Genomic DNA, 18,674 nt, shown 5'->3' on the forward strand with positions numbered 1-18,674 from the left:
TCCTGATCGACCTCAGTTCAGGACGTCGCCGAGGATCCAGCTCGAGAGGCCGACGAGCAGCGAGGTGCCGACGACGATCCACGCGATCAGCCTCCGGGTCGCGCGTGCCGCCTCCGCCGAGGTCAGCGGAGTCGGGCGCATCGGCTTCATGTACGCGGCGGGCAGGTCGTAGGCGGACGCGGGCGGTGTCAGCGGCGGGAGAGTGACGGGAGGCCCGTCGACCCAGTGTTCGGGCAGCTCGGAGGCGCGGGCCGCCTGCAGGGTCAGCTCGGCCTGCAGCGGGGAGCTGCGCAGCGCGGCGTACGCGGCCGCGGTCAGGCCGAGACTCCCCAGGTGCCGCACGGTCGGCGCGAAGTGCTGCGAGACGGCGGGGGAGAGCTCGCCGACCCGGGCGCCGTCCAGCCGCACCTCGATGCGGCCCTCGAGAGGATGCAGCGTCACGATGACGAGACCGCGGCCACCGCCGGGCAGGACGTCGACGAGCCGGGCGAAGTGCTCGTCCTCGCGCAGCACCTGCAGGCCGCGGCCCCAGGGGATGAGCGAGTACGGGCCGGTCGGCAGGGCGTTCACGGGGGTCAGTAGCTCCGGGTCAACCAGCGCGAGGCGGACGGAGGCGCGCAGTCCGAGAGTCGTCCGTGTCGCGCTGAGGTGCGCGCCGGTCGTCGACACGAGGCCACTCGCCGTGATTCGGGCCAGGGCGGGCTGGAAAGCCGCGGAGTCGGCGAGGTAGCCGATCACGCGGTCCTGAGCGCGGACGGAGACGGCGGTGGGGTCTCCGGGTCGGTCGGGCTCCGGCACCAGCTGCACGTCGATCCGCTGCTCGTGCCGCTCGTCCTTCTGCAGGGCGCGACCGAGCACCGCGGCGATCTCCTCGAGGCGGTCCGACTCGCCCACGACGTCGACGGTGGGAGTGGCGTCGGCGTTCGGGAGCCGGTAGTGGGGTGCCGCTCCGTCGACGATCCGGGCGGGGGAGTGGTCGCTCGCCGACTTCCGGTCCCCGGTCCAGCGCTCGCCGTCCCACCAGCGCATCGCTCCGGCCCCGTCGGGATACCAGCCGGCCGCGGCCGTCGAGTCCTGCTGCACCGGAGCCCCCCTCGTCTCAGCCCGACGAGTCTAGCGGCGGGGTGAGGAGGGCCCGGGCATCGAGAGGCCGCCGGCACGGGTCTGCGGAGCCAAGCCCGGGGAAGTAAGGCTCAGCGGCAGGAATGCGGAGTTCGCCCGTGAATCGCGGCTCGCCGCCTCAGCTGTGCAGGTGCGCCGCCGCGCTCAGAGCGCCGGGTCCTCCACGGACTCGTCCTCGAGGACAATCGCCGCGAGCGCCGCGGGGGTGCTGCCGGTGTGCACGTCCTCCTCGAGGACGTCCTCGATCAGCTCCGCGACGTGCCGGGCGTGGCCGGCGTTGATCGGGGCCGGATCCGCGAGGACGTCGACGAGGGTCCGCAGCACGGTACGGGTCTGGGGTCGCGGCATGGCGCCCAGGGTAGGGGCGGCGGGAGCGACGCGGAAGTAGCGATCCGCGCCAGAGGGCCCGGATAGGCTCCGGGCATGAGCAGATTCGACGACGCTGTCGTCCTCGTCCTCGGTGCTTCCGGAGGGCTCGGGCGGCTGATCGCCGACGAGCTCGAGAGTCGGGGCGCCCGCACCGTCCGGTCCGGTCGCGACGCCGCCGCGCTGGGCGAGCAGCCGCTGGTCGCCGATCTCCGAGGCGAGGACGCGCTGGCTCGGCTGATCGCCGAGGCGATCGAGCGCCACGGACGGCTCGACGGCGTCGTGATCGCCGCGGGCGTCGTCGCCTTCGGGCCGTCGGCCGAGCTGGACGAGACCGTGCTGGAGGAGCTCGTCGAGGTCAACGCGCTGGCGCCGATCCGCGTGCTGACCGCCGCCTTCGCTGCGCTCGCGGCCTCCGCCTCCGAGGGGCGCGAGCCGTTCGCCGTCACGATCAGCGGAGTGGTCGCCGAGGCGCCGACCGCCGGTCTCGCCGCGTACTCGGCGTCCAAGGCCGCGCTGCACTCCTTCGTGAAGGCCTCCGCGCGCGAGTACAAGAAGGCGGGAGTGCTGCTGCTCGATGCGCGTCCCGGCCACACCGAGACGGAGCTGTCGCAGCATCCGCTGGCGGGAGAGGCGCCCCGCTTCGGGGCGGGACTCGCTCCCGACGCCGTCGCGAAGCGCATCGTGGACGCGCTCGACGGCGGAGAGACGGACCTGCCGCCCGCCTCCTTCGCCGCCTGACGCTCAGGCCGTCGCGAACCGCTTCGCCGAGCGCTCGCGCGCCTTCGCCGCCTCGACCTCGCGGTCCTTCGGCGGAGCGGACGACACGAGGTCCTCGAGGAGGTGCCCCGTGATGTGGGCGATCTCGGCGACGGCGTGGTCGAACGCCTCCTGATTGGCCTTCGAGGGCTTCGTGGTCCCGCTGATCTTGCGGACGTACTGGAGCGCGGCGGCCTGGACCTCGTCGTCGGTGGCGGCGGGCTCGAAGTTGTGGAGCGTGTGGATGTTCCGGCACATGCGACGAGGGTACGTCCGGCGCCGGCCCCGCGCCAGGACACCGGCCGTTCACTCCCGCGTCGCCCGAGCCGTCTATCTTCGGCGCGTGACCGCTGCCTCCGAGACCGCTCGCGTCGACCCCGAGCTCCTCCGCACCCTGACTCCCGACGACGCCCGCGATCTCGTGGTGCTCGACGAGGACGACGACGACCCGGTGCTCCTGCACCGCGACGGCACGCGCATCGACACCTGGCGCGAGGGCTACCCCTACGACGAGCGGATGTCGCGCGAGGAGTACGAGGCGGGCAAGCGCCTCCTGCAGATCGAGCTGCTGAAGCTGCAGAACTGGATCAAGAAGCACGGGCGCCGACTGGTCGTCGTCTTCGAGGGCCGCGACGCCGCAGGCAAGGGCGGCACCATCAAGCGCTTCACGGAGCACCTGAACCCCCGGGGCGCCCGCGTGGTCGCGCTCGAGAAGCCCACCGAGCGCGAGGCGTCGCAGTGGTACTTCCAGCGCTACGTGTCGCACCTGCCTGCCGCGGGCGAGATCGTGCTGTTCGACCGGTCCTGGTACAACCGCGCGGGAGTCGAGCGCGTGATGGGGTTCTGCACCCCGGCTCAGTACGACGAGTTCATCCGCCAGACGCCGCTCTTCGAGAGCATGCTCGCCGGCGACGGCATCGACCTGGTCAAGCTCTGGTTCTCGGTGTCGGCGGAGGAGCAGCGCACGCGCTTCACGATCCGCATGATCGATCCGGTGCGCCAGTGGAAGCTCTCGCCGATGGACCTCGCCTCGCTCGACAAGTGGGACGACTACACCGCGGCGAAGGAGGCGATGCTCGCCGCGACCGACACCGACGACGCTCCGTGGACGGTCGTGAAGAGCAACGACAAGAAGCGCGCCCGACTCGAGGCGATGCGCCACGTGCTGAGCCTGTACGAGTACGACGGCCGCGACGACGAGGTCGTCGGCGCTCACGGTCCGGACCCGCTGATCGTGGGTCCGGCGAGCGAGGTCTCCGAGCGGGGCGAGCACATCACCGCCCCGAGACGGTTCTGAGGGGGACGGGCATGCGGGGGACGACGCCGGGGGCGGCCACGAGGGACTCCGGGCACGACCTGCCCGGAGTGCATCTGCGCTGGCTCTCACTCGACGAGCAGAGCCTGGACGCGGAGCGGCTGCTCCCGCTGCTGACCGCAGCGGAGCGCGAGCGCTACGCCGGCACTCCGGCCGCGTCCGTCGCCGAGCGCTTCGTCTTCGGGCGCGTGCTGCTGCGGATGCTCGCGGCCGAGCTCACCGGCGGCGACGCGGCCGCGATCGACGTGGTCGCGACCTGCGCCGGCTGCTCCGGTCCGCACGGGCGTCCGCGGCTGGAGGGAGCGGATCCGCTCCTCGCGGCACTGTCGGTCAGCATCGCGCACTGCGCGGGAGCTGTCGTCGTCGCGGCCAGCACCGCGGGGACGGTCGGGGTCGACATCGAGCCGGCGGCCGGGTCGGCGGAGCGCAGCGCGCAGATCACGCAGGTCGCCGGGGCGCCGTTCTGGGTCGGCGCGGCGCGGCCCGCCGATCCGATCCTGCACTGGACCCGGATCGAGGCGGTGCTGAAGGCCGACGGGCGCGGCCTCGAGGTCGATCCGCACCGCGTCCTCATCCACGAGTCGCGGATCGCCGCCGAGGCGCGCCTCGACGGCGTCCGGTTCCGCCTCGCCGAGCCGCGGCTCGACCCGGCGTTCCGCGTCAGCGTCGCACTCGGTCCGGTGCTCGGCCGCGGCACCGGCCCCATCATCGGCTGGCGCCGGGAGCACTCCGACGCGCTCGCCGACTCTCTCGTCTCACCGGGCCGGTAGCTCCGGCAGCTCCTCGTCCAGCAGCCACGCGTCGAGCAGCTCGTCGACCGGGTCGCCGAGCAGCTCGGTGCAGAGCTCGCGGAAGTCCTCGTCGGTGACAGCGGCGGAGGCGAAGCGCCGGGTCCACTCGCGCACGAGGGCGAAGAACGCGTCGTCGCCGACCCTCAGCCGCAGAGCGTGCAGTGTGAGCGCACCGCGCTTGTAGACCCGGTCGTCGAAGAGCGACACGGGACCGGGATCGGCGAGGACGAGGTCCTCCGGCTGCGCCCGCAGCAGAGCGTGGTGGCGCCGGGCGAGGGAGTCGGCGGAGGGCCCCCTCGCGTGCTCCGACCAGAGCCACTCGGCGTAGCAGGCGAAGCCCTCGTTGAGCCAGATGTGCCGCCAGCGGGCGACGCCGACGCTGTTGCCGAACCACTGGTGCGCGAGCTCGTGGGCGATCAGCCGCTCCGAGCCGCCGCGGCCGTCGACGTGGTTCGCGCCGAACACCGCCATGGCCTGCGCCTCGAGCGGGATCTCGAGCACATCGGCGGTGACGACCACGGAGTAGCGCGCGAACGGGTAGGGGCCGAAGAGGCGCACGAAGAGCTCGAGCATCGCGCCGAGCCGGGCGAAGTCGTGGCGGGTGCGCGTGGCGAGCGCGGCCGGACGGGCGATCGTCACGGGCACTCCGGCGAGCACGAGATCCTCGAGGGCGTAGCGCCCGATCTGCACCGACGCGAGGTAGGTCGCCGTCGGCTCGCGCTGCTCGTAGACCCAGGTCCGCCTGCCCGACCGGGCGCTCGATTCCACCAGGACGCCGTTCGCCACGACCGTGTAGCCCTCCTCGGCCGTGACGCGGACGAGATACGCGGCCTTGTCGGCCGGGTCGTCGTTGCAGGGGAACCAGGTGGACGCACCGGTCGGCTGCGAGGCCACGAGCACGCCGTCGGTGAGCTCCTCCCAGCCGAGCTCGCCCCAGTGGCTCCCGCGCGGTCCGGGATGCCCGCTGTACTCGACCTCGACGACGAACGGCTCGCCGGGGCGCAGCAGGGTCTCGGGGGTGACGCGGAGCTTGTGCGGCGTCTGCGCGTGCTGAGCGCGGCGTCCGTCGACCCGGACCCGGCCGACCCTGAGCCGGCTGAGGTCGAGGCTGAAGCGGCGCAGCGGCTGGAGGGCGACCGCGCGGATCAGGGCGCGCGCGGCGAGGCGGTTGCTCGACACGCGGTAGTCGAGCTCGAGCTCGTAGGACTCGACCCGGTAGCCGCCGTTGCCGATCCCGGGGACATAGGTGTCGCCGGCGGTCTCGAGTCCGAGCTGGGCCGGGCTCACGCGACGGGCGCGTGGTAGTCGGCGACGCGCACCTCGCGCCACGGGCCGATCGGATTGCCGCTCCAGCGGCTCCCCGCCGGCACGAGCTCGCCGCGCATGACGAGCGAGGAGGGGCCGACGGTGCCGTGTGCGGCGATGCGGGCGGCCGGCAGGATCACGCTGTGCGGTCCTAGGGTCGCTCCGGTGTCCAGGCTCACGGCATCCATGCTCATGATTCGATCATGGAACAGGTGGGTCTGCACGACGCACCCGCGGTTGACGGCCGCTCCGTCGCCCAGATCCACCAGATCCGCCTCGGGGAGCCAGTAGCTCTCGCACCAGACGCCCCGCCCGATGCGGGCGCCGAGGCTCCGGAGCCACCAGACCAGCGCAGGGGTCCCCGCCGCCGCGTGGGCGAACCAGGGGGCCGCGACCATCTCGGTGAACGTGTCGGCGAGCTCGCTGCGCCAGATGAAGGACGACCAGAGCGGATGATCGCCCGCGCGCACGCGTCGGATCAGGAGCCACTTCGCCGCGGTGGAGACGGCGGCGGCGACCGCACCGGCGATCAGCAGGACGACTCCGCTGAGCAGCGCCGTCACGAGTGCACCGAAGGACTCGACCAGCGCGAGGAGAGCGACGACGACGCCGAAGCCGAGCGCGACCGAGACGACGACGGGGACGAAGCGGAACAGCTCCCAGACGATGCGCGCGACCCGCAGCCGCGCCGGCGGGCGGAAGGTGCGCGCCGACTCCGCCTCGATGACGGTGCGCCGCAGTCGCACGGGCGGCGAGCCGAGCCAGGAGGACCCCGGCTTGGACTTGCGCGGGGCGGAGGAGAGCACCGCGACGAGACCGCCCGCCGGCACCGTGTGCCCCGGTGCGGCCATGCCGGAGTTGCCGAGGAACGCGCGCTCGCCGATCTCGGCGCGGGCGAGCCGCATCCAGCCGCGGCCGAGGGTGTAGGAGGCGACGAGGGTGTCGTCGGCGAGGAACGCCCCGTCGCGGATCGTCGTCATCGCGGGCAGGAGGAGCACGGTCGACGCCTCCACGTCGCGGCCGACGCGCGCACCGAGCATCCGGAGCCAGACCGGGGTGAAGAGACCGGAGTAGAGGGGGAAGAGCAGCGTCCGGGCCTGGTCGAGCAGGCGCTCCGTCGACCAGACCTGCCAGCCGATCCGACCGCGGACCGCGTGGGTGCCCGGCACCACGCCCCGGCCGAGCAGGCGGACGAGGAGCACCACGAGACCCGCGAGGGCGGCTCCCGTGACGGCGACGGCGGGGACCAGCGCGGCGAGCGCGCGCCCGACGGCGTCGCCCAGGGTGGGGGAGCCCTGCACGGCGACGGCGATCACGCCGACCCCCGCGCCGAAGGAGAGGATCGGAACGGCCGCGAGCCCCACCGCCGCCAGTCCGTAGGCCCAGACCCACCCGGTCGCCTTCGGCGGGCGCTCGGAGGGGAAGCCGGTGTTCGCCTTGCCCAGGCGCTGGGCGGGGGAGCCGCCCCAGCGCTGACCGGCGGGCACGCGTCCGAAGACGGCGGAGCCCGGCTCGATCTGCGCGTTCTTGCCGATCCGCGCGCCGGGGAGGAGCGTGCTGCGGGCGCCGACGGTGCTGCCGGCTCCGACGCGCACCGCGCCGATGCGCACCACGTCGCCGTCGATCCAGTAGCCCGAGAGGTCGACCTCGGGCTCGATCGCCGCGCCCCGGCCCAGCGTGAGCATGCCGGTGAGCGGCGGCAGGGAGTGCAGGTCGACGTCGTCGGCGATGCGGGCGCCCAGCGCGCGGGCGTAGTAGGACACCCAGGGCGCGCCGGCGAGGCTGACGGCGCCGAGCTGGTGCGCGACCTGCTCGGCGAGCCACAGCCGCAGGTGGACGCCTCCGCCGCGCGGGTGGTTGCCCGCGCGGACGCCGCGCAGGAGCAGGCGGGCCGCGACGACCGTGAGGCCCATCCGCCCGAACGGCGTGCAGAACAGCACGAACGCAGCGACGAGCACCGGCAGTTCGACGGTCGGCAGGAACCCGAAGCCCGGGAGCAGGTCGAGGAGGGAGCAGACGGTGAGCAGCGCGACGAGCCAGCGCGTTCCTCCGAGGATCAGGAGGGGCGCGCCGAGCACGGTCTGCAGCACCTGCATCCGCCGGGGGACGGGCGCGATGCGGTGATCGGACACGGGGCCCAGGGTGGTCGCCCGGCTCGCGATCTCCGCCGCCATCGCGGCGAGACGGGGGTGGGCGTAGACGTCGGCGACGGTGAACTCCGGGTCGCGCTCGCGGATCCGGGCGACGAGCTGCGCGGCCGCCAGCGAGCCGCCGCCGAGGTCGAAGAAGTTGGCGCTCTCGTCGACGGGGACGCCCAGCACCTCGCGCCAGCGTGCGGCGAGCCACGCCGTCTCGGGGTCGAGCGCGTCGTCGGCCGGCCCGGCGTCCTCGAGCGGCCAGGGCAGCGCCGCCCGGTCGACCTTGCCGGACGTGCGGGTGGGCAGCTCGTCGACGACGGCCAAAAGGGGCACCAGCGCCGCCGGGAGCTCCTCGCGCAGGCGGGCCAGGGCGGCGTCGCGGTCGAGTGGTCGTCCCGCGGCGAGGGCGAGGTAGCCGACCAGGACCTGATTGCCGGCCGATGTGGTGCGGACGGCCGCCGCCGCTCCGGAGACGCCCGGGAGCCCCTGCAGCGCCGCCTCGACCTCGCCGAGCTCGATGCGGCGGCCGCCGAGCTTGACCTGGTCGTCGGCGCGTCCCTGGAAGACGAGGCCCTCGGCCTCGTAGCGGACGAGGTCGCCGGAGCGGTAGGCGCGCTCCCAGCCGAGCAGCGGCGCGGGGGCGTACTTCTCGGCGTCCTTCGCGGCGTCGAGATAGCGCGCGAGGCCGACTCCGCCGATGACGAGCTCGCCTACGCCCCCCTCCTGGACCCGGTGGCCGTCGGGGTCGACGACCGCGAGCCGCCAGCCGTCGAGCGGGAGGCCGATGCGCACCGGTCCCGGGCCGCCGAGCGGGGCCGCGCACGCGACGACGGTGGCCTCGGTGGGCCCGTACGTGTTCCACACCTCGCGGCCGTCGACGGCCAGGCGCTCGGCGAGCTCCGGCGGGCAGGCCTCGCCGCCGAAGATGAGCAGGCGCACGTTCTCGAGCGACTCGGCGGGCCAGAGCGCGGCGAGCGTCGGCACGGTCGAGACCACGGTGATGCCGTGGGTCGTCAGCCACGGGCCGAGGTCCATGCCGCTGCGCACGAGCGACCGGGGAGCCGGCACGAGGCAGGCTCCGTGGCCCCAGGCCAGCCACATCTCCTCGCAGGAGGCGTCGAACGCCACCGAGAGCCCCGCGAGCACGCGGTCCCCGGGGCCCAGCGGCTCCTTCTGCAGGAACACGCGCGCCTCGGCGTCGACGAAGGCGGCGGCGGAGCGGTGGCTGACGGCGACGCCCTTGGGGGTGCCCGTGGAGCCGGAGGTGAAGATGATCCACGCGTCGTCCTCGAGCGCGGGGGGCTGGAGCAGCGGGATCGAGGCGGTGCTGGGGTGCGGAGCCGTGGGGGCGAAGAGGCGGGCCGGTGCGTCGACACCGTCGTCGATCCGCTCGAAGCGACCGGATCCGGTCACGACGCCCCGCACGCGCGCCTCGCCGAACACCAGCTGCGCGCGCTCCTCGGGATCGTCGGCGTCGACGGGCACGTAGGCCGCGCCGGCGGCGAGGATCGCCAGGATCGCCAGGTAGAGCTCGCGCGATCCGCTCGGCATGCGGACGCCGACGCGGTCGCCGCGCTGGACGCCCGCCGCGGTCAGCTCCCCGGCCGCCCCGACGACGCGGGCCAGGAGCTCCCGGTAGCTGAGTGCTCCGGCCGCGTCCTCGAGCGCGGACGCGTCGGGGTGCAGTCGTGCCGTCTCCCGGAGGACGTCGATGAGCGTCCGAGGCGGCGCCACGAGGGCGCCGGCGTCGAGGTGGTCCTGCTCGAGGGTCGTCTCCACGTCCGGTCTCCGTTCCGGCCGAGCGGAGTGATCGCCACGGCCGGGGCGTCACGGTAGGACCACCGGGTGTCCGGCGGGTGAACACGTCGTGCCCGGCAGCCGACCCGGCGAGCGGGCGGCCGCCGGGCACGGCGGGGGAGGCGGATCAGTGACCGACGGGCATCGGTGCGTCGGACTCCGTCGGACGACGGACGAAGAACGCCGCGACGATCGCGAGGGTGGCGATGGACGCACCGCAGACGAACGCCGCGTGGATGCCGCCCGCCGACGCGGCGATCTGGTCGGCGCCCTCGCGGGCGAGTGCGGCCGACTGGATCGAGAGCACGGTGACGAACAGCGCCGTGCCCGCCGCGCCTCCGAGCTGCTGCACGGTGCCGATGATGGCGCTGCCGTGCGAGTAGAACCGGGGCTTCACGGAGCCCAGGCCCGCCGTGAACAGCGGAGTGAAGACGAAGGCGAGTCCGAGGCTGAGGACCACGTGCAGCGCGAGGATGAACCACGTCGACGAGTTCTCGTCGAGGGCGGTGAAGCCCCAGAGCGCGCCGGCGACGATGACGGAGCCGGGCACCAGGAGCACGCGCGGGCCGAAGCGGTCGTAGCCGCGGCCGACGAACGGCGCGAGCAGACCCATCAGGAGGCCGCCCGGGAGCAGCAGCAGGCCGGTCTCGAGCGGGGTCAGGCCCAGGACGTTCTGCGTGTAGAGCGGCAGGAGGATCAGGGTGCCGAAGAGCGCCGACATGCTCACGGCCATCATCACGATCGCGATCGTGAAGCCGCCGGAGGTGAAGGTGCGGAGATCGAGGAGCGCGCGATCGGTCTTCTGCAGCGAGAGCTGGCGCGCGATGAAGCCCGCGAGGCCGATCGCGGCGACGACGAACGGGACCCACGGAGCGACGACGGCCTCGCCGCCCTCGCCGAGCGAGCTCAGACCGTAGACGAGACCGCCGAAGCCGAACACGGAGAGCACGATCGAGAGACCGTCGATCGGGATCTTCCGCGGCTCCGTCACGTTCTCGACCTTGCGGAGGCCCAGGAGCAGCGCGCCGACGGCGATGGGGAGGACGATCCAGAACATCCAGCGCCAGCTGAGGAAGTTGAGGATGACGCCGGAGATGGTCGGGCCCACGGCGGGCGCGACGGAGATGACGATCGAGATGTTGCCCATCATCCGGCCCCGGATGGACGGCGGGACGAGGGTCATCACCGTGGTCATGAGCAGCGGCATCATGATCGCCGTGCCGCTCGCCTGCACGACGCGGGCGGCCAGCAGCACCTCGAAGGTGGGGGCGAGTGCGGCGCTGAGCGTGCCGAGGCTGAAGAGCGACATCGCGGCCGCGAAGAGGGTGCGGGTGTGCAGGCGCTGGATCAGGTAGCCGGTGATCGGGATCACGACGGCCATCGTCAGCATGAACGCCGTCGACAGCCACTGGCCGATGTGCGCCTCGACGCCGAAGTCGGCCATGAGATCGGGCAGGGCCACGCTCATGATCGTCTCGTTGAGGATCACGACGAACGCCGACACCAGCAGCAGGCTGATGACGAGGCGGCTGCGCGGGTCGAGCACGGCCGACGGCGCCGGCGTGCGGTCTCGGGGTGCGGCGGACTCCCGCGTCTCGGGAAGGGTGCGCTCGGTCACAGGCGGTTCTCCGGTCGTGCGTCGTGTCGTGAAGGCTCCCGAAGGGCTCGGGAGCGGGTGCGCATCACGGCGGCGCCGTCGGAACCGGATGCGGAGGCTCGAGGTGTCAGAACTCTCTCAGGTGCCCCCGACATTCCCGATGCGGCGACATCCGTCGCGGATCCGCCCGGATCAGGGCCGCTCGGCGACCTCGGCGAACGCCGAGGCGGCCAGCTCGGCGTCCTCGACGGACGACTCCGCGCCGAAGCTGAACCGCACGGCGGTCTGGGCGGCAGCGGGCGGAATCCCCAGTGCCAGCAGCACCTCGGACGGCTCGTCCCGGCCCGCCGCGCAGGCCGAGCCGCTCGACACGACCACTCCGCGCTCCTCCAGCGCCAGCAGGATCGACTCGCCGCTGCGTCCGGGCACCACGTAGGACGCGATCGACGGCAGCCGGTGCTCGGCGGAGCCCGTCGGCACCGCCCGCGGCACGAGGGAGGCGACGCGCTCGGCGAACGCGTCGCGTACGGCGGCGACGCGCTCGGACCGGGTCGGATCGAGCAGCGTGACCGCCGTGCCGAGTGCGACGGCGGACGCCACGTTCTCGGTCCCGGAGCGCCGCGAGCGCTCCTGCCCGCCGCCGTGCACCAGCGGCTCGAACGGGAGGCGGCTGCGCAGCATCAGCGCGCCGACGCCCTTCGGAGCGCCGAGCTTGTGCCCGGAGATCGACACCGCGTCGGCCCCCATCGAGGGCAGGTCGATCCAGCCCGCCGCCTGCACCGCATCGACGTGGAGCGGGATGCGCAGCCCCCGGCAGAGCGCGGCGATCGCCGGCACGTCCTGCACCGTGCCGATCTCGTTGCTCGCCGCCATGACCGACACCAGTGCCGTCTCCGGGGTCAGGAGCCCGGCGAGCCCCTCCAGGTCGAGGCGTCCGCCGGAGTCCACCGGCGCGACGGCGACCTCGAAGCCGTGCACGCGGCGCAGGAAGTCGGCCGACTCCACCGTGGCCTCGTGCTCGATCGCCGAGATCACGACCCTCCGCCCGCGCGGGTCGCCGAGGGCGATGCCCTTCACCGCGGTGTTGATCGACTCCGTGCCGCCCGAGGTGAAGAGCGTCTCGGAGGCGCGCCCGCCGAGGAACCGGGCGACGCGGCCGCGCGCCTGCTCGAGCGCGCGCGCCGCTGCGTCGCCCAGCGAGTGGCTGCTGGACGGGTTGCCGAACTCGCCGGTCAGGAACGGCCACATCGCCTCGAGCACCTCGCGGCGCACCGGCGATGTGGCGGCGTGATCGAGGTAGATCACGGACGCGGAGCCTCGACCTCGATGTCGAGCCCCAGGTCGAGCGAGCGGACGCTGTGGGTCAGCGCACCGACCGAGATCACGTCGACGCCGGACTCGGCGATGGCGCGCACCGTGTCGAGGTTCACGCCGCCGCTGGCCTCGACCACCGCGCGGCCGCCGATCAGCGCGACGCCCTGGGCGAGCTGCTCCGGGGTGAAGTTGTCGAGCATGATCGTGTCGGCCCCGCCCGCGAGCGCCGGCTCGATCTGGTCGAAGCGGTCGACCTCGACCTCGATGTGCGTGGTGTGCGGCACGGCCGCGCGGGCGGAGCGGAGGGCGGCGGTGAGGTCGATCCCGCGCTGCGCGAGGATCGCGAGGTGGTTGTCCTTCGCGAGGATCGCGTCCGACAGGGAGAAGCGGTGGTTGCGTCCGCCGCCGCTGCGGACCGCGTGCCGCTCGAGCGCCCGGAGCCCGGGGGTGGTCTTGCGGGTGTCGACGATCCGGGCCCGCGTGCCCTCGACCGCCTTCACGTAGTGGGCGGTCAGGGTGGCGATGCCGCTCATCCGCTGCACCAGGTTGAGCGCGACCCGCTCGCCGCGCAGCACGCCGGCCGCGGGGCCGGAGATCTCGGCGAGGAGGGCGCCCGCGGCGAACGGGGCCCCGTCCTCGACGAGGACGCTCGTGCGGATGCGGGAGTCGGCCTGCAGCATCGTGCCGACGAGGACCGCGCCGCCGCTGAAGACGCCGGGCTCGCGCGCGACCAGGCGCGCCGAGGCGGTGGCGTCGGCCGGGATCAGCGTCTCGGTCGTGATGTCGCCCCAGGGGGCGTCCTCCTCCAGCGCGAGGGTGACGAGGCGTTCGATGCTCTGACGGGTCAGCACGGGACGGCGACCTTTCTTCTTCCGGCGACGCGGTAGGCGGTCGCCTCGGTTCGGGGGTGGTCGGTGCGGTGGTGGGCGCCGCGGGACTCGGAGCGCGCGAGGGCCGCGTCGATCAGGGCCAGGCCGCACTCGACGAGGTCCGCGTCCTCGAGGGTGCGGAGCGAGAGCGGAGCGGCGGCTCCGACGAGCGCGGACCGGGCCGCCAGGAGCCCCGGCGCGTCGCGGGACACCCCGGCCCCCGCCCACATCGCCGCCTGCAGCGCCGAGCGGTCGAGGGAGAGCGGAGTGACGGGGCGGGGTTCCGCCGAGGGCGACGCCGCGGGGGCGGGCGCGTCCAGGGCCTCCGCCACCCGCCGGGCGAACACCACGCCCTCGAGCAGGCTGTTCGACGCCAGCCGGTTCGCACCGTGGACTCCGGTGCAGGCGACCTCGCCGACGGCGAAGAGGCCCGGGAGGCTCGTCCGCCCGTCGAGGTCGGTCGCGATGCCGCCCATCCAGTAGTGCGCGGCGGGCGTCACGGGCACGAGGTCCTCGGCGAGCGAGAGGCCGTTCGCCCGGCACGCGGCCGAAATGCTCGGGAACCGCTTCGCGAGCACCGCGGGGTCGAGGTGGCGGGCGTCGAGGTGCACGGGGAGCCCGCCCTGCTGCCGCATCCGCTCGGCGATCGCCCGGGCGACGACGTCGCGGGGTGCGAGCTCGGCGTCGGGGTGCACGGCGGTCATGAAGCGCTCACCGGTCGCGTCGCGCAGCACCGCGCCCTCGCCGCGGACGGCCTCCGAGACGAGGAAGCCGCCGGTCAGCGCGAGGGCGGTGGGGTGGAACTGGTAGAACTCCAGGTCCGCCGCCTCGGCTCCCGCGCGCAGGGCGGCGGCCAGACCGTCGCCGGTGGCGACCTCGGGGTTCGTGGTGTGGCTGAACAGCCGGCCCGCGCCGCCGGTCGCCAGGACGACCGCGTCGGCGTCGATCCGCTCGACGGCTCCGCCGCGCAGCACGTCGACGCCCACCACCGCGAGCCCCGGGCGGACGAGATCGACCAGCGCGGTGCGCTCGAGCACGGTCACGGGAGCGGCCCGCACGGCGCGCACCAGCGCCTCTTCGATCGCCGAGCCGGTCGCGTCGCCGCCCGCGTGCAGGATCCGCGAGCGCGAGTGCGCCGCCTCGAGTCCGCGGGCGAGGTCCTCGCCGTCGCGGTCGAACGCGACCCCCCACGCCAGCAGGGCGGCCACGGCGGCCGGACCCTCGGAGCAGAGCACCTCGACGGCCGAGCGGGAGCAGAGCCCGGCTCCGGCGGTGAGGGTGTCCTCGACGTGCAGGGCGACGGAGTCGTCCGCCGCGGTGACCGCGGCGATCCCGCCCTGCGCCCAGCGCGTGCTCGACTCCTCGATCGCGCCCTTGGTGACCAGCACCACCTCGTGCCGGCGGGAGGCGAGCAGGGCGGTCACGAGCCCCGCGATGCCGCTGCCCACGACGACGACGCGCGACACGTCAGACCGCCGTCGGAGCCGTCGGGCCGGCGGGCGGGACGGCCGCGAGCATCCGCTCGAGCGCGACCCTCGCCTCGGCCTGCACCGACTCGTCGACGGAGATGCGGTTGAGGACCGTGCCGGCCACGAGCCCCTCGAGCACCCAGGCGAGGTAGCCGGGGTGGATGCGGTACATGGTCGAGCACGGGCAGACGACGTCGTCGAGGCAGAAGATCGTGTGCTGCGGGTACTGCGCGGCGAGGCGCTGCACGAGGTTGATCTCGGTGCCGATCGCGAAGGTCGTGCCCGCGGGGGCGGCCTGGATCGCCTTCACGATGTAGTCGGTGGAGCCGTACTCGTCGGCGGCGTCGACGACCGCCATCGGGCACTCGGGGTGCACGATCACACGGACCCCGGGGTGCTCGGCGCGCGCCTTCTCGATCTGCCCGACGGTGAAGCGCTTGTGCACCGAGCAGAAGCCGTGCCAGAGGATCACCTGCGCGTCCAGGAGCGTCTGCACGTCCGAGCCGCCCTGCGCCTTCCGCGGGTTCCACATCGGCATGCGCTCCAGCGGCACGCCCATCGCCTTCGCCGTGTTGCGGCCCAGGTGCTGGTCGGGGAAGAAGAGCACCCGCTGACCGCGCGCGAACGCGTCCTCGAGGACGGTCGCGGCGTTCGAGGAGGTGCAGACGACTCCGCCGTTGCGCCCGCAGAAGGCCTTCAGCGCGGCGGACGAGTTCATGTACGTCACGGGGACGAGCGGCACGCGCCCGTCGGCGTCCGGCTCGGTGCCGTAGAGCTCGGTGAGCTCCGCCCACGCGTCCTCGACGGAGTCGATGTCGGCCATGTCGGCCATCGAGCAGCCGGCGGCGAGGTTGGGCAGGATCACGGCCTGCTCCGGCCGCGACAGGATGTCGGCGGTCTCGGCCATGAAGTGGACGCCGCAGAACACGATCGCCTCGGCGTCGGGACGGCTGGTCGCCGCCTTCGCGAGCTGGAAGGAGTCGCCCACGAAGTCGGCGTACTGCACCACCTCGTCGCGCTGGTAGAAGTGGCCGAGCACGACGACGCGGTCGCCGAGCGTCCGCTTGGCGGCGAGGATGCGGTGGTGCAGCTCGTCGGCGCTCGCCGCGGTGTACTCCTCCGGGAGACGGCCCTGGACGGGCGCCTCGGCGGGGATCGGATCGGCCTGGGACGCGCCGGGGCCGTAGGCGGGGAACCCGAGGTCGAACGACCAGGGCGCGTCCGCGAGCTCGGGGGCGCAGGTCTCGCCCGGGGCTCCGCGCTCGATGAGCTGGATGGTGCTGTCGACGGATGTCACGTGTCTCTCCTCGGATGGTGCGGACGGACGGGCGGTGCCGGTCGGTGCTCAGACCGGCAGCGGCCCGTTGTCGACGAGTGCCACGGACTCGTCGTAGCGGTACAGCCGCGGAGGGCGGTGGCGGGTGCCCGCCAGACGCTGCTCGGTGGGTACCACGGTCTTGGACGCCTCGATCGAGCGGCGGAAGTTCGCCGGATCGAGGGGCTTCTGCAGGACGGCCTCGTGCACCTCGCGCAGCTGGGCGAGGGTGAAGGTCCCGCCGAGGAAGGCCTGCGCGATGCGGGAGTACTCCATCTTGTTGCGCAGGCGCCACAGGGCGTAGTCGACGATCAGCCCGTGATCGAAGGCGAGCTCGAGCGGCAGATCGGTGCAGAGCCAGGTGACGTTCTCGCCCACGATCGCCTCGTCGGCCTCGGAGGTGCGCACGAGCGCCCAGTAGACGATCGAGACGACCCGGCGCTCGCCGGGGGAGCGGTCGGGCCCGCCCACGGCGTAGAGCTGCTCGAGGTAGCGCGGAGCGAGACCGGTGGTCTCGCGGAGCGTCCGACGCGCGGCCTCGGCGAGGTCCTCGTCCGGGCCCAGCGGCCCGCCCGGCAGGGCCCACAGGCCCTCGAACGGCTCGCGGATCCGGCGGACGACCGGGATCCAGACGGTGCTCGCCCCGGTCTCGGGATGTGGGCGCAGCGCGAAGATGACGGTCGAGACCGCGAGCTGCGGTACGGCTGCATCCATGGGGGATCCCTACTAAGAGTCGCACTGACTGTAAGTGCTGCGCCGAGCTTAGTGTCACTCCGACCCGAACACCAAACCCGGGCGACGGCGGGTCTCGATACGCCGCGTCCCGCGGCTGCTCGACCAGCAAGGAGGGCGGACGCTGCGCCTCTGCGGACCGCGTAGGCGCGCAGCGGCGCCCTCGTGCTGATCGAGTGGCCGCGCGGCGTCGCCCTCGTGCTGATCGAGTAGCCGCGCAGCGGCGTATCGAGATCCCCCGCCGGCGTGCAGCACCGCGCTAGGGTGATCCCACAACCGAATACCGGGCCGCATACGCGACGCGGGAGAGCCGACTCCGTCGGCACCGAAGGAGCAAGCCTCCCCGCCAATCTCTCAGGTCTTGTACCGCGTCGAACTGGCCACTCTGGAAATGCGTCGCGGAGCGACGAGCCGCCTGCGCGGTCCGAACACTCCGACGAGGCAGCCCACGGTGAAAGCGTTGCTTCGAGCGACGTGAACCTCTCAGGCATCCCGACAGAGGGGGAGTTCCCACGGCACTGCTGTGCCTCGCACCATCGACCTGTGCGAGCGCGTGCGCAGCACTGCGACGAATTGGAGAACTCATGTCCGAGAACCAGTCGACCCTCCCCGCGGAGTCGTCGAGACCCGAACCGCGCTACTCCCCGCTGCACGACGTGCACGTGGCGGCAGGCGCCTCCTTCACCGATTTCGCCGGCTGGTGGATGCCGGTGCGCTACTCCGGCGATCTGGCCGAGCACCACGCGGTGCGCACCGCCGCCGGCCTCTTCGACCTCTCCCACATGGGCGAGATCCTGGTCGTCGGCCCCGAGGCGGTCGACGCCCTCGACTACGCCCTCGCGAGCGATCTGAGCGCCGTCGCCGTCGGCCGGGCGAAGTACACCCTGCTGCTGGACCGCACAGGAGGCGTGATCGACGACCTCGTCGTCTACCGCACGGGCGAGGACCGCTTCATGGTCGTCGCGAACGCCTCCAACCGGCACGTGGTCGCGGAGCAGCTGCGCGACCGCACGGCGATGTTCGACTGCGAGCTCTTCGACGAGAGCGACGACGTCGCACTGATCGCGATCCAGGGCCCGAAGTCGCTCGAGATCCTGCAGAACGTGCAGGGCCTCGCCGTCGAGACGGAGCGGGGGGCGGAGTCGGTGCTCGACACCGATGACGCCGCGCGCCTGCTCGAGGAGCTGCGCTACTACCGCGCAGTGCCGGCGACCTTCGAGGCGCACCCGATCCTGATCGCCCGCACCGGCTACACCGGCGAGGACGGCTTCGAGATCTACGTCGCCCCCGACACAGCCCCCGCCCTCTGGGAGGCGCTGGCCGAGACCGGAGCCGGAGCGGGTCTCGTCGCGGCCGGTCTCGCCGCCCGCGACACCCTCCGCCTCGAGGCGGGCATGCCGCTCTACGGCCACGAGCTCTCGCGCGAGATCTTCCCGGCGCAGGCCGGCCTCGGCCGCGTCGTCGCCCTCGGCAAGCCGATCGACTTCGTCGGCCGCGCCGCCAGCGAGGAGGGCCCCGCCGGGGACGCCCCCGTGCTCGTCGGCCTCGTCGGCGAGGGCCGCCGCGCCGCCCGCGCCGACTACACCGTCTTCTCCGACAGCGGCGACGAGATCGGAGTCGTCACCAGCGGCGTCCTCTCGCCCACGCTCGGCGTCCCCATCGCGATGGCCTACGTCGCCCCCGCCCAGGCGCAGCCCGGCACCGCCGTCTCCGTCGACATCCGCGGCAGCCGCCTCCCCATGACCGTCACCGCCCTCCCCTTCTACTCCAGAAAGAAGATCTGAC

15 protein-coding genes and 1 riboswitch are annotated in these 18,674 nt (G+C 73.5%); of the genes, 4 read left to right on the forward strand and 11 right to left on the reverse strand.

Annotated elements, in window-relative coordinates:
• Positions 1-12: 12 nt before the first annotated feature.
• Positions 13-1,083, reverse strand: coding sequence for a DUF2510 domain-containing protein (locus NB037_RS01180; RefSeq protein ID WP_251942854.1), 1,071 nt, complete (start codon positions 1,081-1,083; stop codon positions 13-15).
• A gap of 183 nt (positions 1,084-1,266) precedes the next feature.
• Positions 1,267-1,470: a hypothetical protein gene (locus NB037_RS01185; protein ID WP_251942856.1), complete on the reverse strand. Its 204-nt coding sequence runs from the start codon at positions 1,468-1,470 to the stop codon at positions 1,267-1,269.
• Between the two features lie 75 nt (positions 1,471-1,545).
• Between NB037_RS01185 and NB037_RS01190 the strand changes: the two genes are divergently transcribed.
• Complete coding sequence (locus NB037_RS01190) at positions 1,546-2,229, forward strand: SDR family NAD(P)-dependent oxidoreductase (RefSeq protein ID WP_251942858.1); 684 nt, start codon at positions 1,546-1,548, stop codon at positions 2,227-2,229.
• A gap of 3 nt (positions 2,230-2,232) precedes the next feature.
• On the opposite strand, the gene NB037_RS01195 is transcribed toward NB037_RS01190, so the two are convergent.
• Positions 2,233-2,505, reverse strand: a complete 273-nt coding sequence (locus tag NB037_RS01195) for a DUF2277 domain-containing protein (protein WP_251942861.1) — start codon at positions 2,503-2,505, stop codon at positions 2,233-2,235.
• An 85-nt stretch (positions 2,506-2,590) separates the two neighbouring features.
• Here NB037_RS01195 and ppk2 point away from each other — a divergent pair, with 85 nt between their 5' ends.
• Positions 2,591-3,544 (forward strand): polyphosphate kinase 2, encoded by a 954-nt coding sequence (ppk2, locus tag NB037_RS01200; protein WP_372490666.1) that lies wholly within the window; start codon positions 2,591-2,593, stop codon positions 3,542-3,544.
• A gap of 11 nt (positions 3,545-3,555) precedes the next feature.
• The gene (locus tag NB037_RS01205) at positions 3,556-4,332 is read left to right on the forward strand and encodes a 4'-phosphopantetheinyl transferase family protein (RefSeq protein WP_251942863.1); all 777 of its coding nucleotides are present in this window, start codon (positions 3,556-3,558) and stop codon (positions 4,330-4,332) included.
• Here NB037_RS01205 and NB037_RS01210 read toward each other — a convergent pair.
• From NB037_RS01210 to NB037_RS01245, 8 genes are all read right to left on the reverse strand, one after another.
• Positions 4,318-5,640, reverse strand: coding sequence for a M1 family metallopeptidase (locus NB037_RS01210; protein ID WP_251942865.1), 1,323 nt, complete (start codon positions 5,638-5,640; stop codon positions 4,318-4,320). The two genes, NB037_RS01205 and NB037_RS01210, sit on opposite strands and share 15 nt — an antisense overlap.
• Positions 5,637-9,575 (reverse strand): Pls/PosA family non-ribosomal peptide synthetase, encoded by a 3,939-nt coding sequence (locus tag NB037_RS01215; protein WP_251942867.1) that lies wholly within the window; start codon positions 9,573-9,575, stop codon positions 5,637-5,639. The genes NB037_RS01210 and NB037_RS01215 overlap by 4 nt, the downstream gene beginning before the upstream one ends.
• A gap of 145 nt (positions 9,576-9,720) precedes the next feature.
• Positions 9,721-11,211: a DHA2 family efflux MFS transporter permease subunit gene (locus tag NB037_RS01220; RefSeq protein WP_372490668.1), complete on the reverse strand. Its 1,491-nt coding sequence runs from the start codon at positions 11,209-11,211 to the stop codon at positions 9,721-9,723.
• Between the two features lie 171 nt (positions 11,212-11,382).
• Entirely contained in the window at positions 11,383-12,495 is a 1,113-nt protein-coding gene (locus NB037_RS01225) for a cysteine desulfurase family protein (protein WP_251942869.1), read from the reverse strand.
• A complete protein-coding gene (gene nadC, locus NB037_RS01230; RefSeq protein WP_251942871.1) occupies positions 12,492-13,355 on the reverse strand; it encodes a carboxylating nicotinate-nucleotide diphosphorylase in 864 nt (287 codons plus the stop codon). Before nadC ends, NB037_RS01225 begins: the two co-directional genes overlap by 4 nt.
• Positions 13,349-14,839 carry an L-aspartate oxidase gene (gene nadB, locus NB037_RS01235; protein WP_251942873.1) on the reverse strand — a complete coding sequence of 497 codons (1,491 nt, stop codon included), beginning with the start codon at positions 14,837-14,839 and terminating at the stop codon, positions 13,349-13,351. The genes nadC and nadB overlap by 7 nt, the downstream gene beginning before the upstream one ends.
• Before the next feature lies 1 nt (position 14,840).
• The gene (gene nadA, locus NB037_RS01240; protein ID WP_251942874.1) at positions 14,841-16,139 is read right to left on the reverse strand and encodes a quinolinate synthase NadA; all 1,299 of its coding nucleotides are present in this window, start codon (positions 16,137-16,139) and stop codon (positions 14,841-14,843) included.
• Positions 16,140-16,187: 48 nt separating this feature from the next.
• A complete protein-coding gene (locus tag NB037_RS01245; protein WP_251942877.1) occupies positions 16,188-16,871 on the reverse strand; it encodes an NUDIX hydrolase in 684 nt (227 codons plus the stop codon).
• Positions 16,872-17,181: 310 nt separating this feature from the next.
• A riboswitch (glycine riboswitch) is annotated at positions 17,182-17,268 on the forward strand.
• Positions 17,269-17,473: 205 nt separating this feature from the next.
• On the opposite strand from NB037_RS01245, the gene gcvT reads away from it, so the two are divergent.
• A complete protein-coding gene (gcvT, locus tag NB037_RS01250) occupies positions 17,474-18,673 on the forward strand; it encodes a glycine cleavage system aminomethyltransferase GcvT (RefSeq protein WP_251942879.1) in 1,200 nt (399 codons plus the stop codon).
• Position 18,674 lies beyond the last annotated feature (1 nt).

This window comes from Rathayibacter rubneri (genome assembly GCF_023743255.1).
In the GTDB taxonomy this organism is placed as follows: domain Bacteria; phylum Actinomycetota; class Actinomycetes; order Actinomycetales; family Microbacteriaceae; genus Rathayibacter; species Rathayibacter rubneri.